Origin of the sequence: Micromonospora andamanensis (assembly GCF_016863495.1) — a bacterium.
Taxonomy (GTDB): domain Bacteria; phylum Actinomycetota; class Actinomycetes; order Mycobacteriales; family Micromonosporaceae; genus Micromonospora; species Micromonospora andamanensis.
In genome coordinates, this window is sequence record NZ_BOOZ01000044.1 from 1 (window position 1) to 13,685 (window position 13,685).

Sequence of the window (13,685 nt, forward strand, 5' to 3'; positions counted from 1 at the left end):
GTCGGGGTGGTTCTCGCCGAGCGTGGCCTCCTGTTGCTGGAGGACCCTCTTCTTGAGGTCGTGGGCTTGGTCGTACTTGCCCATCGCGTGCAGGGTGACCGCGAGGGCGTGCCCGGTAGCCAGGGTGTCGGTGTGGCTCTCGCCGAGGGTGGTCTGGCGTCGCTGCGCGACGTCCCGGTACCGATCCGCGGCTTCGGCGTATTCGCCGAGCGCGTACAGGGTGGTGGCGAGATTGTGTCCGGAGGCGAGGGTGTCGGGGTGGTTCTCGCCGAGCGTGGCCTCCCGTTGTCGGAGGACCTTCCTCTCAAGGTCGTGGACCTGGTCGTACTTGCCCATCACGTACAGGGTGACCGCGAGGGAGTACCCGGTGGCCAGGGTGTCGGGGTGGTTCTCGCCGAGCGCGGCGTGGCGCTGTTGGAAGACCTTCCTTTTGAGGTCGTGGGCCTGGCTGTGATCGCCCATCGCGTGGAGGGTGCGGGCAAGTTCGTGTGCGCTGCGTAGGGTGTCGGGGTGGTTTTCGCCGAGGACGGCCCGGCGTATCCGTAGCACATCCTCGCCGACCTTGAGGGCTTGGGCGTACTCACCCAAGTGCCGAAGATTGTCCGCGAGTTCGTGTGCGCTGCGTAGGGTGTCGGGGTGATTCTCGCCGAGGGCGGCCCGCCTCTGTTGCAGGATCTCCTTGTGCAGGTCCGCGGCTTCGGCATATTTGCCCATCTCGTGCAGCGCGGTCGCCATGACGTGCGTGGACTGAAAGGTGATCCGGTGATTTTCGCCGAAGTGTTCCTTGACTGAATCCAAGGTTGTCTGTAGCGCCTGCTGGGCGTCGGTAATAAGGCCAATGTCGCTGGCGATTTTCTCACGAGCAATTCGCAGGTTGACAGCTGACGGGATCATCGGCCCCACCAGAGTCTCCGTGAGCTGAATCGCGCGGTCGGCGGCCTCCAGGGCTTTCGCGCGCTGCCCGGCTCGGGCGTACACCTGGCTGGCCACGATACTCACGGACAGCGTTATCGCATCCCTTTCGTCGTCTGGTATCGGTGCCGCTGATAATGACGTCATCAACTGCTCGGTCAGATCCAGAGCCTCAGGCAGCCGGCCGAGGTGGAGCAGACTCATGGCGAGGGCCGCCATCATCCTCATCCTCCCGAGCTGGCTACCCTTTGATGCCGCCGTCGACAACGCCCGCTCAAGGAGCGAGCGTGCCAGCTCGGGTCGACCTTGGCTAATGGCCAGTTCGGCGACGAGAGGGAGGTAAAAAGACAGCACTTCCTGGCTGTCCGGCCCGAGTGCCTGCTCGGCGAGAGACAAGGCCCGTCGGGCCTCGTCGAAGGCGGCCTGCACGTTTCCTAGACCGCTCAGATAGAGAGCACACAGGGAATGTAGCGATGCTGCGGACTCCGGTGCGGCCGAATCCGCTCGATCATCTGCCCCAAGCACGAGTGCGTGCGGCAACAGTTCCTCACCCTGTCGCCAGAGCTCGTGGGTGTCGAACATGTCCATAAAGGCTTGCAGGACCATGTCCATGGCTTGCCGGAGTCGTACGCCGAGGATCTCTTCGGTCATCGACGCTTTGATGTGTGATTGCAGGAGACGGTGCAGTTGTATCGCACCTCCGCTGCGTTGAGCCAGCGAGTAGCGCCGGATGGCGCCGATAGCGCGATTCAGGGCGACCTCGTCGTCGGCGACCGCCCGGAGCGGCTCTTCGAATTCCTCGGCGTAGTCGCTGATAAGGTGCAGGGGAAACGGTTCCGGGGCCAGCAGGGATATCATTTCGAGAATGGCAAGAGCAGGCGGGTCTTCGTCTCTTAGGCGCTCAAGCGACAGATCCCAGACGGTGCTCACCCGCGCATCGGTGCCCAACACCTCGCCTTCGGCGAGCATGTCACCCGGCCGCTCTCTGAGCATGCGGCGGTAATCTTCGACTGGCAGGCCAACAATTTCGATGTAGGCGGCAGCTTGTTCCAACGCGAGCGGAAGGTCCCCGAGTTCCTCGGCGAGTCGCTCGGCCTGCTCCCTTGTCATAGACGTGATCCGCTGGCTCAGCAACGCCACCGACTCTTCGCGGCGCATCACGTGAATCTCGAGTCGCTCACCGACCGCCCCGAAGCTCGGGTTACGGGAGGTCACGATCACGTGCCCGCCCTCAAGCGCAAGTTGGTCGTGAAGGTTTTTGGCTGACTGCGCGTTGTCGAATATGAGTAGCCATCGACCGCGTGCGGTGAGGGCTGCGGCGAGGTCGGACGGTCCGGAGCGATGGGTTATCCCCAGTTTGCTCGCCAGCAGCGCCAGTTGGGCCTTCGTCACTGCGGCCTGCTCGGCCGGAACCCACCACACGACGTCATACTCATCGCGAAATCGGTGCGCGTACTCGATCGCGATCTGGGTCTTGCCGATACCGCCCATCCCGTACAGCGCGTGCAGCACAACCGCGTTGGCAGTCGTAAGCCGCCGGCGTAGCTCGGCCAGGCTTTCCTCTCGGCCGGTGAAACGCGGGTTCTTCGGCGGCATGTTCCATACTTGCTTTCTGGGAGAACCACCGCTGGCCTCGGCAGAATTATCGGGATCGGCGGGGGCTATCTCGTGTAGCCCGGTGACGTCGAGTGGCAGCCCGATCAATGCGTGAAGCTGGCCCAGAGCCGCAGGGTCGAGCACCTCGTACCAGCGGTCCACTCGGGTTGCCGACAGCGTTCCCAGCCCATCGGAGCGGTGATGTTCGCAGACCAGCCCGAGTAGACTGCCGTTGCTGAAAACGGCCGCACCTGACATGCCCTCCCATGGGGAAACCGCCGGGTCGGGATCACGCTCCGGCTCGGAGGTGATGATCGCCAACGTCCCTTCACGACGGTGCGAGAGTGCCGCGATCTCTCCGATCATGTGGAAGGAGTCGCGGTACTGCTGGGGCCGGCCGTCTGGCAGTCGCCGAATGCGGTCCTCTCGCAGCTTGGAGCGGGGGAAGCCCACCGCGCTGCAGGTCAGCGTGTGATCCACGTCAGCCACGAGACCGAACGCGAGAGGTGCGACCGGACCTGTGTCGGGCTCGGGCACGAGGGCCAGAACGGCCAGATCCACTTCCGGGTTCACCCAGGCCACTGCTGCGTCCGCGACCCATTCATCGGGTCGGTCGGCGGAGAACCGTACTTGTAGGCTCGCGGCGTCCTTCACCACGTGCGCGGCCGTGATGACATGACCGGGCGACGACCGGTAGCCCGATCCCCGGCGTCCTTGCCCAGTTCCCTGGATTTTGACGATGACCTCGGCAACTCGACCGATATCGACACTGGCGCATGGGGTTCTCGGCATAGTCACCCCTTAGCGCTCTCGTTCGGCCTCTTGCCCAGAGACGTATGGTGGCAGGCCGGAACTACCCACATGTGGTTTCAAGGTCAGCTTCACGGTCTGGACGGACGACCTGGCCACCGTCCCCTCGCCGCCGAGTTCCAGCACCCAGAAGCGCGCTTTGGCTGCGGCGTTGGCCGTCTTCTCGACCCCGACAGACACTTCGATCTCGATCGGACCCAGCTCGAACCGCAGGCCCTCCTCGGGGGCCGCAGCAACCGCGGTCTCCAATTCACGGCGCAGCTCACGAACGAAATCTGCCAGCTCGATCACGGACGGCTTTCTCCCAACTGGTCCAGGCAGCGATTCGAAACGCTCGGCGATCGTCGCACGGTGGTGAGTTCACCCAGTCTCGCCAATGAGACTGCCGAAGGCACCCACCAATTGGGCCGGTGCGGTGGCCCGCTCGGCCTTGTTCTATCGACCATCGAGCCGTTTTGTGTGTGGGGCTACCAACGTCGAGGAGCGGGCCGATCATCGCCGATGGCGGAGACGAATGCGGACCAGGTTCCGGGGGTGAAGGTCAGGGCAGGCCCACCCCGATCCTTGGAGTCGCGGACGGCGACGAGGCCGGGGAGGTTGGTGGCGACCTCGACGCAGGCGCCGCCGTTGTCGCCGCTGCGGGTGCTCTTGCGCCAGACGGCGCCGGTCAGGTCAGTCATGCCGGATCTCCCCGATGAGCCTTTTGATCATGTCCTTCGATTCTGCCTCGCCGAGGGCGAGCGCATCCAGTCCCCGCCAGACCCGTTCGTATGCCGCCAGTTCATCAGGCTTGTCGAGGTAGAGCGCGCCGGTCAACGACTCGCTGTAGACGACCGACGGCTCCGGTGCGGTCCGACCACCCTTGGTGGGAGGGAAGTCGAGGATGACGAAGGATCCGGCGACTGCGCCGGGCTGAGGCCCGGCTGCCAGTGGTAGCACCCGGACCGACAGGTTCGGCAGCTCGGACAGCTTGAGCAGCTGGTCGAGCTGACCGCCCATGACCGCAGGGCCACCCACGCCGCGTCGGAGCACCGCCTCGGACAGCACCGCCTCAAGCCGGGGAGCCGCCGGCAGGCGTCGGACGAGCAGGCTCTGCCGCTGGAGCCGAACCTGGACGGCTCGCTCCCGATCCTCCTCACTCAGCCGCCCGCCGAGGCGGTAGAGCGCGTGTGCGTACTCCTTGGTCTGGAGGATCCCGGGGATCAGTGATTCGTCATAGCCGCGCAGCCGCGAAGCGGCGGATTCCAGGCCGACGTACAGCTCGAACCAGCTCGGCACGGCATCGCCGTAAGCGTGCCACCAGCCCTTGGACTTCGTCTCGACGGCGAGGCCGCGCATCGCCTCGGTCATCTCCGGCGACACCCCGTACAGCTCGCACATCGCCTTGACGTCGAGCACCCGGACGGAGCCCATGCCGCATTCGAGCCGCCAGATCTTCTGCCGGCTGTATTCCAGGGCCTCGGCGGCGGCGTCGAGCGTCACGCCCGCTTCGTTGCGGAACTGGCGCAGGAGCCGGCCGAGCTGCCGTCGCGGCACTGTCGATCCGATGTCTTCGGCCATTGGCACACTCCCTGGTTCCGGCTCGCAACACTGCGTCACCTGCTGCTGTAACGCTTATCGGTTCCGAGAAAGAAAGTCAATGCATAAGCACGAAATCTTGCTGTGGAACGTTGCTAATCCACTGCGGAGCGTTCCAGGATGGTCACAGCGCGGCGGCTGGCCGATTCCCCCCGGACGGCCGCCGCGTTCCGATCGCAGCCCCGCCCACCATGGAAAGGCGGCGACATGTCGACCTATCGCTCCACTGCGTATTCCGGTCTGTTGCCCTGGCAGGTGCGCGGGCACCGGTTCCGCCGCGTCTGGCTCGGACGTCGCGGTCTGGCTCCCGACGAGGTGTATGCGTTCCTCGATCGGGTCGCCGGTGAGTTGGCCACCGTCCAGCAGGCGCTCGCCGAGAGTCACCGAGAGACCGCCCGCGTCAAGGCGGCGCTGCGTGACTGGCAGTCCGCGCGGGCCCGCGCCCGGGACAGTGACCGATGAGCCGCCGCTGTGGCAACAGAACGGCGGTCGTCCTCTCCGGCCACGGGGCAGGGGCGGGGCATGGGTAGGCGGTGGAAGTGGTTCTTGCGGCCGGGGCCGGTCGCGCTGGACCTGACCGGGCAGGCCGTGCCGGACGGGGACGTGCCGGGGCGGTTCCGGCGGGTGTCGGTCGAGCATCTCGTACCAGAGCTGCGGGTGACCTCGCGGTGCGACGGTGCGCTCGTCTACGAGCGGCCCGAGGAACGGCCGGCGCTGTTCGAGGTGCACTGGCGAAGCCCCGCCGAGGATCCGCGTACCAGGAAGTGCCCGGACTGCCGGGTCGACGGCACCTGTCCCCGGGCGGACTGGGCCGACTCGATCATCGTGCGCTGCCTGCGGACGTACTGGCGATGAACGTCTTCGACCTGTCGCCCGCGCAGATCCGCAACCGGCTGATCCTGCGGGCACGACGGGCAGCGCTGGCCGCTGGGACCGGACGCCTGCCGCCGGCCCGCCCGCCTAATCGCGCCGGGGCGGCGGCGGTTGCCCGGGTTTCGGTCGTCCTGTGTGTGTCCGTCGCCCCCGGGGACGTGGTCCAGTTCGCCGAGTCCGACTACCGGTACGCGGACGGTCCGCTCCGGCTCCGGATCGTCCGGGTCCGGCCGGACCTCAGCGAGTGGTACGACGGCGAATGGGTGTGGCTCGAAGGCGTCGAGATCGGCCCGGACGATCAGGATGGTGCGTTCCGGCCGGTGCTGGCCCGGGTCGCCGCGCTGCGAGCGGAGGGGTAAAAGGTGAGTGTTGGCGCGCGCGCACCTGACACGTTCCCCGTCGGGTCAGCGGGACTGTGCAAAGCCTGGCAACCTTGCTGGGCGCTGATCGCCCCGGGAGGACTCGCCATGACCGAAGCCATGAAGGACGCTGTCGACGACGCCGGGGACGACGCCGCCCGGGAGGTTGTCGAGCATGAGCGGGCCGAGCTGCGGGAGTTCATCAAGGGGCTGAGCCCGGACGATATCAAGTCGGGCGGCTGGTTCACCAAGCTCATCGCTCAGGGCCTGCGCTCCTACACGGAGAGGGTCGACTGGCAGTACTTCCAGGAGCGGTATAAGGGCGTACCCGCTGATGCCATGGTGGATCAGCGGATCAAGATGGCGGCGCGATATGCCGCGCTCGAAGGTGGGCTCTCCGCCGGGGCCTACTCGGCGGCTATCGTCGCCACCCTCGGGAGCTTTGGTGGTGCCTCGCCGGCGACTGTCCCGGCCGCCGTTGCGACCTTCATGGTGGACGTCGCGTACACCACCCGGCTCCAGCTCCGCCTGGCCTACGACGTCGCCGTCCTCTACCAAGTCCCGCTAGACCTGTCCGACCTCGATGACATGTGGAAGCTCATCCGGGTGGCCTTCACGATCAAGAGCGGGGAAATGGTCCGCGAAGGCATGGTCAAGGCGGTCCCGGTCGTAGTGCGGCCGCTGATCAAGCGCTTCTACTCCGGGGCGGTGCTGAACGCCGCGAAGAGCCTCCCCGTCGTCGGAAAGTTCCTCCTGCAACGCAACGTCATCAAGATCGGTATCCCTGTGGTCGGCGTTCCACTTGCGGTGGTGTTGAACCGCTATACGACGCTGCTCGCGGGCCGACACGCGCGAGCCGTCTTTCGAAACGAGGCGCGGGTGATCGAACTCGCCGAGAGGCTGAGCAGGCGGAGTCAGCACCCCGAGTTGATGCTGTGGGTCGCGTGGCTCGTCATCACGGCGGACCACAGAATTGCGGACGACGAGACGCTGTTGATGCGGCATTTGGTGAGGCTGGTCCGGGATCAGCATCAGGTGGTCGATAGGCAGCTCGAGCACGTTGTCGATATCGACCCCGCCGAGGTATGGCGACGCCTGGACGCCGAGCCAGGAGACCTAAGTGACGTCCTCGACGCGGCCGACCTCGTGGTCACTGTGGATGGTGCCGCCAACACGCTCGAGAAGGCAGTCATCTCCGAGCTTCGAGATCGCTGCCGCCGAGTCTGACCCGCTGAGCCGGAATCCCGACGGGGTCCATCAACCGAGCATCTCCATCACGACCGTGTCGATTTCGGGAGTGGCAGGGTGTCGCGCGAGTTCGGCTCGGACCTGGCGGCGCAAGGCCACGAAGTTCGTGCCCTCGGACAGGTGCAGCCCGGCGACAGTCTCAGACTGCTGCTGACCGAGTTCCGCGAGCTGTCTGTGCAGAACGTTCCCGTCGTCGTACCGGGGGATGGGTAGTTTCCACACGTGTTTGTCGATGTGCCGTTCGTCCTTGCCATAGGACATCAGGGGACGGGCGAGCGTGGTGAGAGCTGGGCTGTTCAGGACCGCGCTGAGATAGTGACCTTCCGCCCGGCTGTCGATCGCGCAGTAGTAGAGCGCGTGCTCGATGATCGCGGCTGGGTCATCGACGATGGCGGCGGCGACGTGCATCCCGGAGGCGGAGTAGGCCAAGCGGAGAGGCGGTGCGGGAAGCTGCGCGGTCAGCTTGCGTCGGAAATCGAGTTGCTCACCCAGCGTCAGGCGCGCGCTACTGCGATGCGCCTCCCAGGTGGCTTCCGCCTTCCGCCACCATTCGGCCAGACCGAAGTAGTAGTCGAGTCGAGAGCCCGGCCCAGTCATCAGCGTGGAACCGTCGAGCGGCAGCACCGCCTTCTTCGCAGGCAGGATCCGGTACGGCAGCAGCGTCTCGCCGAGCAGCACGGGCCGGATGAACTCGCTCTCCACGACGCCTTCGAGGGCGGGTAGATCCTTCCACGGGGGATTCTCCATGTTGCTGCGCGCAGAACGTACGACGTGGCGGCCGGCACCGAGCCCAAGCCGTCCGCCAGTATCAGTTTCGACGAAGAACAAGATCTTGGGGAAGATCGTCGCGCCGTTGCGCACGTGTGGCTTGTACGGTGACTCGGCGAGGAACGCCCCCGCGAGGGGGACGCGTTCCCGATGGATGGATGCCGCCGCCTGCTTCCACCTCCTGGCATCAGCGCCGAGGCGTCCCGTCCACCGTTCGGTGACCGATGGAAGACCACGAGGGCTGTGTGTGGCTGCCTTGTTGCCGAAGACGACACTGGCGCCCCTCGGGAAGGGGTGGGGACGCAGGCGGCGCAGGTCCCAGGAGTCGGTGAAGGAAACCGCCGTCGGCTCGACCTCGTCCTTGTACCAGCCACTGCGGAACCCCTCGAAGTGCTCGCGGTCGAGCACGGCGTTGGGCAGGACGAAGGCGAACGCGCCACCGTCGCGGAGGTACAGCTGGACGGCCCTGGCGACGAAGAGGGCGGAGAGGTCCTGCTGCGTCGCGAACTGGTTTCCACGCCACAGCCCGCGATCACGGGAGAGTTTCTTGAACATCGCCTGCATTCCGGGAGGCATGTGGCGGTAGGCGAGCCACGGCGGGTTGCCGATCAGAACGTCCACCCGATTGTCGTCCATCGCGAGCCAGACGGGCCTGGCCAGGTTGCGCAAGTAGTAGCTCCAGATATGATCGCGTCCCTCGTCGTGCAGCCGGCACATCGCCTCGAAGGTGCCGTGAATCATCGGCTGGTCGTTCGGCTCGATCTTCATGTGGTGAAAGAACGCCGCCAGTGACGGTGGGTTGTCCGAATCTCGCGGTTTTGCCGCGATACTGGCGAGCCTCGCCACGATCTGGTCGAAGCGGCTCGGTTCGTCGAGCAGGCGTTTCGGGAAGCGGAGCCACTCCTCGACCTCGCTGGCGTTGTAGCCGGCACTGATCCGTACGTGCTCCTCGGTGAAGAGGTCGCGGCGTTCCCGCCACTGCATGCTGTCGCCGAGATAGACCGGGATGGTGATGGCACCCCGCTGGTCGGTCAGCCGTTGGTGGCCGATGGCGAGCAGGTAGGTCACGCGCGCGAGCGCCACGGCGACGGGGTGCAGGTCAACGCCGACCACATGATGGGTGAGCTGCGTCAGCGCGGCGTCCAGCGGCACGGCCGCCGTCTCGGCGGCGGCAAGATACCGGCGTACGGCGTGGAAGAGGAAGGTGCCGGAGCCGCAGGCGGGGTCCAGCACCCGTTGCCGCAGCGGATCGGTGGCGACAGTGTCGACGAGATGCTCCGCGAGCCAGTCGGGGGTGTAGTACTCGCCCATACGCTTGCGCGTCTCGGTCCCGATCATCGACTCGTAGAGCACCTTGAGGATGTCGTGGTCGGCCCGCAGCCAGTCGAACCGGGCCAGTCGCCGGGTGAGTCCCTGGATGAACTCGCGACCACCGGGGACCTCGGTGGTCCAGCCGAAGAAGTCGTGCTCGACGACGCCCAGGATGCGGGCCTGGTCGAACCGTTGCCCAGTGATGAGGTCCTGCGGCTGCAACTCCAGGGCGTCGATGCCGACGACGAGGTGCGCGATGATGTACGCGCTGTTCATCAGCAGGGTGTGCTCGACGAACAGATCCGGGTCGTCGACGAACTGGGTGCCCAGGGCGCTGTCCAACAGCTCCGCCCACAGCTTCCGCTTCAGCTTCACGGTCGGCAGCTGCTCGTGCTCCGCGTAGAGCGCGGCGAGCGCGGCGCGATCCAGCTTGTGCGAGGTGCTCTGCGCGCCGAGGCGGCGAGCCACTTCGGCGGGAGCCGGCCGGACCCGATGGCTCGTCGCCAGCACGCCTTCCAGCCAGTAGAAGAGGGACAAGCCGTTCGGGCGGGTGGCGGCGACCGTGTGGGTGTCAATCAGGGTCAGCGCATCGCCGGCCAGCTGGTACGCACGCCAGGCGGCACCGTCGGTGAGGATGCCGACGTATCGCTGGCCGCTCTCCAGACTCCGCGACCGAATGTAGCTGCCCAGTTGTCGCTCCGCCTCCAACAGCGAGCGCCCGCTTTGTAGCCGTCGCTTGACCTCGATGATGGTGTAGCCGACTTCGATGTCGATGCGTCGGCCGCCGCCAGCCGGGGCCTCAAGGTTGACCTCGTCGAGGTTCGCCTCGGAGAGCCCGAAGTCGGCGGCCAGCAGAAGCTGGCGGATGTCGGCCTGCAGGGTTGCCTCACTACGGGCGGCACGCCGGTCGGAGATCCGCGCCAGCAGCGACTGCAGTGACGGGGGAAAGCCGTCGGGCGCGCGTACCTGGGGCCGGGAAGATGCGAGGCGGCTCTGGCTTCCGTCTGGCGTACCGTCCGAGCAGGCCATACACCAGTGTGGAGATTGCGGCTCGGTGAATCCAAGAGGAAAGTGAATCACTGTCGGATAGAGGACAGTCACTTAAGGTAATCAGTCGAGCGGCCGGGATCCCGATTGCGTTGGGCATGCCGGCTCCGATGGAGGGGGAGTTGCTGATACGGGGCAGGTCGTGCAAAGTCCGCCTGCCGTTCGTGTCGGCCGCTGTCCGACTTGGCGTCGCGCGTTCGGCCAATGTGCCCTCGTCGGGTGTCAGGAAGCCGTACGCAAGGAACGAACATTGGTTAACTTCGATGCATACTGGACCTTGGTCCGTCGCGTCCAGGTAACCCTGCACTACCGTCGGGACATGGTCTCGCGTCGATCGATTCTTGGGGCGGTGCCACTCGCCGCCGTCGCCCTTACCGCCACCCCAGGTCACGCCCGGCTCAACGGGTCGTCCACCTCGACCGACCCGGAACGCGTACCGCCCGACCCGGCCACGATGCAGGCTGCCGCGGCAGCGGTACGCGGCTTCACCGCCGACCTCTACCGCACGATCGCGTCGAGCCATGCCGGCGGCAACGTGGTGTGTGCGCCGTACTCGGTCCAACTGGCGCTTGCGATGGCCCGGGCGGGTGCCGGATCGACCACTGCGGACGAGATGGATGCCGTGCTGCACGCGCCGCATCCACGGCCCGGCGCGCTCGACAGCGGGCTGAACACCGTCGACCAGTCGCTCGCCGCGCGGTTCCAGGATGGCGACGGAGTGCGGCAGCCCCGGGTGACCACGGCCAACGCCGTGTGGACCCGCCTCGATCTGGGCCTGCGGTCCGGGTTCCGGGACACTCTGGCCGGCTACTACGGCGCGGTCGCGCACCCGGTGGACTTCCGTGGTGCGCCGGAAGCGGCCCGTCAGGAGATCAACACCTGGGTGTCCGATCGGACCAACGCGAAGATCCCGGAGCTGTTGGCCCCGGACTCGGTGCGCCCCGACACCAGCCTGATGCTCACCAACACGGCCTACCTCAAGGCGGCCTGGTACTACCCCTTCCGGGCGTCGGCCACCCTGGAGGAACCGTTCACCAGGGACGACGGCACGGTCGTCCAGGTGCCGATGATGCGCGGCCCGTTCGACCGGATGGGGCACGTCCTGGGCGACGGTTGGCGGGCTGTCGACGTGCCGCTCGCGGGTGACGGGCTGGCCATGGCCATTGTCATGCCGACCCGCGACAACCTCACCGCGGTCGAGGCGAACGTCGACGGGGCGTGGCTTGGCGCGTTGTTCGCCGGCTTCCAGTTCACCGACATTCAACTGCGGATGCCCCGGTGGACGTTCCGCCTGCCGGCCCAGTTGGGCGGCGCGCTGAGCGGGCTCGGGATGCCCACGGCGTTCACGCCGTACGCCGACTTCACCGGCATGAGCACCACCGACCCGGCGCTGTGCATCGACGACGTGGTGCACGAGACGTTCATCGGGGTGGACGAGAAGGGTGTCGAGGCGGCGGCCGCGTCGGCAGTCATCATCCGGCCACCGTCGATCCCGCAGGGCCCGCAGTTCTTCGTGAACCGGCCGTTCCTGTACGTCATCCATGACCGGGTCACCGGCGTGCCGCTGTTCCTCGGCCGGGTTCACGACCCGCTGGTCACCGGCTGACCTGCTCAGTAGCCGACGGTGAAGTGGCGGTCCCCGCCGGGCCGCTCCACCTCGTCGACGGCGGCGACGGCCAGGTCCTCCGCCGAGATCCGGGACGAGCCGTCCGGGGCCACCATGAGGGTGGCCCCGCCGCGTCGGTATCCGCCGGTCCGCACGCCGGGTTCGAGGAGAGCGGGTGGGCTCAGGTAGACCCAGTCGGCGGCATGGGTCCGACAGACGTCAAGTTGGGCGGCGCTCGCGGCGGCGATGTCGCGTACCGCTGGTGGCACGTACCGGGGATCGTCGAGCACCAGCCCACCCGACGGACTCAGCAGCGGCGCGGATCCGCCTACCAGCAGGATGCGGATCCCGGTCGCGGCGGCGGCGTCGAGCAGGGCATGGGTGGTCGCGGTGACGGTGTTTTCCGCGCCTGGCGCGGGACGGGTGGCGCCCACGATCGCGTCGGCGTCGGCGAACAGGTTCTTCATCTGGTTGGCGTCCATGGCGTCGCCCCGTGCGGCGATCACCGCGGGTGGCAGGGTGGCCGGTGGTTGGCTGCGGAAGACGGCTGTGACGTGGTGCCCTCGGTTGAGGGCTTCGCGGAGGACGCGCGAGCCGACCATGCCGGTGGCTCCGACGACAGTGATCCTCATTTGTTGATCCTTTCCTTGGTGAGTCTGGTGGTGGCCTTGGCTCGCGTCGGGCTGACCTGGCCTGCGACGATCGCGGCGAGGCAGAGGACGAAGCCGGCCGCCTGGACCGGGGTGAGCAACTCGTCGAGCAGCACCGCACCCAGCAGGGCCGCCACCATCGGCGAGAGCAGGGTGAGCACCGCGACGGAGGTGACCGGCAGCGTGGCGATGCCACGGAACCACAGGATGTAGGCGAGCAGGCCGCCGGGCAGGCCGAGCCAGAGGTAGCCGAGCGCGGCGCTGGCGTCGACGGCCGGCGGCGCCCCCTCGAACAGCAACGTCACAGGCAGGAGGAACAGACCGCCGGCCGCGAGTTGCCAGCCGGCGTACGCCGTGGGGCCTACGCCCTCGGGTCGCCCCCATCGCTTGGTGAGTGTCACCCCGACCGCCATCGCCCCGGCGCCGCCGAGACCGGCCAGTAGTCCGATCACGTGGACGTCGGCGTCGGGGCCGATGACCAGCAGCCCGACCCCGGCGACGCCGACGATTCCCCAGGCGAAGCTCCAGGCCGACGGGCGCTGGTGCAGCAGGGCGACGGCCAGGATCGCCACGGCCAGTGGTTGCACCGCGCCGAGCGTGGCGGCCACCCCTCCGGGAAGCCGTTCGGCGGCGACGAACAGCAGCGGCAGGAACACACCGATGTTGAGTACGCCAAGCACCGCCGCCTTGAGCCACCACGTGCCGCGTGGCAGCGTCCGGCCGATCGCCAATGCGGCCAGGCCCGCCGGCAGTGCCCGGATCAGCCCGGCGAAGAGCGGATGGCCGGCCGGCAGCAGTTCGGTGGTGACCACATACGTCGTGCCCCACACGGCCGGTGCGAAGGCGGTCGTGGCGGTGGCGGCGAGGCGACCCGCGGCCGGAGGTGGCACCAGGTTCGTCACGCGAATCAGGATCGACGCCCCGCAT

12 protein-coding genes are annotated in these 13,685 nt (G+C 67.2%); 5 read left to right on the forward strand and 7 right to left on the reverse strand.

The window, feature by feature from the left end; genetic code table 11:
* The 4 genes from fxsT to Van01_RS26545 form a co-directional block, all read right to left on the reverse strand.
* The coding region (fxsT, locus tag Van01_RS26530) for an FxSxx-COOH system tetratricopeptide repeat protein (protein ID WP_204013102.1) at window positions 1-3,300 on the reverse strand (3,300 nt) is incomplete at its 3' end.
* A 9-nt stretch (window positions 3,301-3,309) separates the two neighbouring features.
* Window positions 3,310-3,609 (reverse strand): trypco2 family protein, encoded by a 300-nt coding sequence (locus Van01_RS26535; protein ID WP_204013104.1) that lies wholly within the window; start codon window positions 3,607-3,609, stop codon window positions 3,310-3,312.
* Window positions 3,610-3,785: 176 nt separating this feature from the next.
* Window positions 3,786-3,998, reverse strand: a complete 213-nt coding sequence (locus tag Van01_RS26540; protein ID WP_204013106.1) for a DUF397 domain-containing protein — start codon at window positions 3,996-3,998, stop codon at window positions 3,786-3,788.
* On the reverse strand, window positions 3,991-4,878 hold the full coding sequence (locus tag Van01_RS26545) for a helix-turn-helix domain-containing protein (protein WP_204013108.1): 888 nt from the start codon (window positions 4,876-4,878) through the stop codon (window positions 3,991-3,993). Before Van01_RS26545 ends, Van01_RS26540 begins: the two co-directional genes overlap by 8 nt.
* A gap of 225 nt (window positions 4,879-5,103) precedes the next feature.
* Here Van01_RS26545 and Van01_RS26550 point away from each other — a divergent pair, with 225 nt between their 5' ends.
* The 4 genes from Van01_RS26550 (at window position 5,104) to Van01_RS26565 (ending at window position 7,355) form a co-directional block, all read left to right on the forward strand.
* On the forward strand, window positions 5,104-5,358 hold the full coding sequence (locus Van01_RS26550) for a DivIVA domain-containing protein (RefSeq protein ID WP_204013111.1): 255 nt from the start codon (window positions 5,104-5,106) through the stop codon (window positions 5,356-5,358).
* Window positions 5,359-5,418: 60 nt separating this feature from the next.
* The gene (locus tag Van01_RS26555; RefSeq protein WP_204013114.1) at window positions 5,419-5,751 is read left to right on the forward strand and encodes a hypothetical protein; all 333 of its coding nucleotides are present in this window, start codon (window positions 5,419-5,421) and stop codon (window positions 5,749-5,751) included.
* Window positions 5,748-6,128: a hypothetical protein gene (locus Van01_RS26560; protein WP_204013117.1), complete on the forward strand. Its 381-nt coding sequence runs from the start codon at window positions 5,748-5,750 to the stop codon at window positions 6,126-6,128. The genes Van01_RS26555 and Van01_RS26560 overlap by 4 nt, the downstream gene beginning before the upstream one ends.
* Window positions 6,129-6,236: 108 nt before the next feature.
* Entirely contained in the window at window positions 6,237-7,355 is a 1,119-nt protein-coding gene (locus Van01_RS26565) for a hypothetical protein (RefSeq protein ID WP_204013120.1), read from the forward strand.
* A gap of 30 nt (window positions 7,356-7,385) precedes the next feature.
* Here Van01_RS26565 and Van01_RS26570 read toward each other — a convergent pair whose 3' ends face one another.
* Window positions 7,386-10,484: an N-6 DNA methylase gene (locus tag Van01_RS26570; protein ID WP_204013123.1), complete on the reverse strand. Its 3,099-nt coding sequence runs from the start codon at window positions 10,482-10,484 to the stop codon at window positions 7,386-7,388.
* Between the two features lie 337 nt (window positions 10,485-10,821).
* Here Van01_RS26570 and Van01_RS26575 point away from each other — a divergent pair, with 337 nt between their 5' ends.
* Window positions 10,822-12,108, forward strand: a complete 1,287-nt coding sequence (locus tag Van01_RS26575; RefSeq protein ID WP_204013126.1) for a serpin family protein — start codon at window positions 10,822-10,824, stop codon at window positions 12,106-12,108.
* A gap of 5 nt (window positions 12,109-12,113) precedes the next feature.
* On the opposite strand, the gene Van01_RS26580 is transcribed toward Van01_RS26575, so the two are convergent.
* Together Van01_RS26580 and Van01_RS26585 are read right to left on the reverse strand one after the other, a co-directional pair.
* The gene (locus Van01_RS26580) at window positions 12,114-12,740 is read right to left on the reverse strand and encodes an NAD(P)-dependent oxidoreductase (protein WP_204013129.1); all 627 of its coding nucleotides are present in this window, start codon (window positions 12,738-12,740) and stop codon (window positions 12,114-12,116) included.
* Window positions 12,737-13,660: an EamA family transporter gene (locus Van01_RS26585; RefSeq protein ID WP_239099314.1), complete on the reverse strand. Its 924-nt coding sequence runs from the start codon at window positions 13,658-13,660 to the stop codon at window positions 12,737-12,739. The genes Van01_RS26580 and Van01_RS26585 overlap by 4 nt, the downstream gene beginning before the upstream one ends.
* Window positions 13,661-13,685 lie beyond the last annotated feature (25 nt).

Excerpts from the sequence above, each read along its gene's own strand:
- Van01_RS26575 (WP_204013126.1), top strand. The coding sequence starts at position 10,822 with ATGGTCTCGCGTCGATCGATTCTTGGGGCGGTGCCACTCGCCGCCGTC.
- Van01_RS26540 (WP_204013106.1), bottom strand. The coding sequence starts at position 3,998 with ATGACTGACCTGACCGGCGCCGTCTGGCGCAAGAGCACCCGCAGCGGC.
- Van01_RS26565 (WP_204013120.1), top strand. The coding sequence starts at position 6,237 with ATGACCGAAGCCATGAAGGACGCTGTCGACGACGCCGGGGACGACGCC.
- Van01_RS26560 (WP_204013117.1), top strand. The coding sequence starts at position 5,748 with ATGAACGTCTTCGACCTGTCGCCCGCGCAGATCCGCAACCGGCTGATC.
- Van01_RS26570 (WP_204013123.1), bottom strand. The coding sequence starts at position 10,484 with ATGGCCTGCTCGGACGGTACGCCAGACGGAAGCCAGAGCCGCCTCGCA.
- Van01_RS26545 (WP_204013108.1), bottom strand. The coding sequence starts at position 4,878 with ATGGCCGAAGACATCGGATCGACAGTGCCGCGACGGCAGCTCGGCCGG.
- Van01_RS26555 (WP_204013114.1), top strand. The coding sequence starts at position 5,419 with ATGGGTAGGCGGTGGAAGTGGTTCTTGCGGCCGGGGCCGGTCGCGCTG.
- Van01_RS26550 (WP_204013111.1), top strand. The coding sequence starts at position 5,104 with ATGTCGACCTATCGCTCCACTGCGTATTCCGGTCTGTTGCCCTGGCAG.
- Van01_RS26580 (WP_204013129.1), bottom strand. The coding sequence starts at position 12,740 with ATGAGGATCACTGTCGTCGGAGCCACCGGCATGGTCGGCTCGCGCGTC.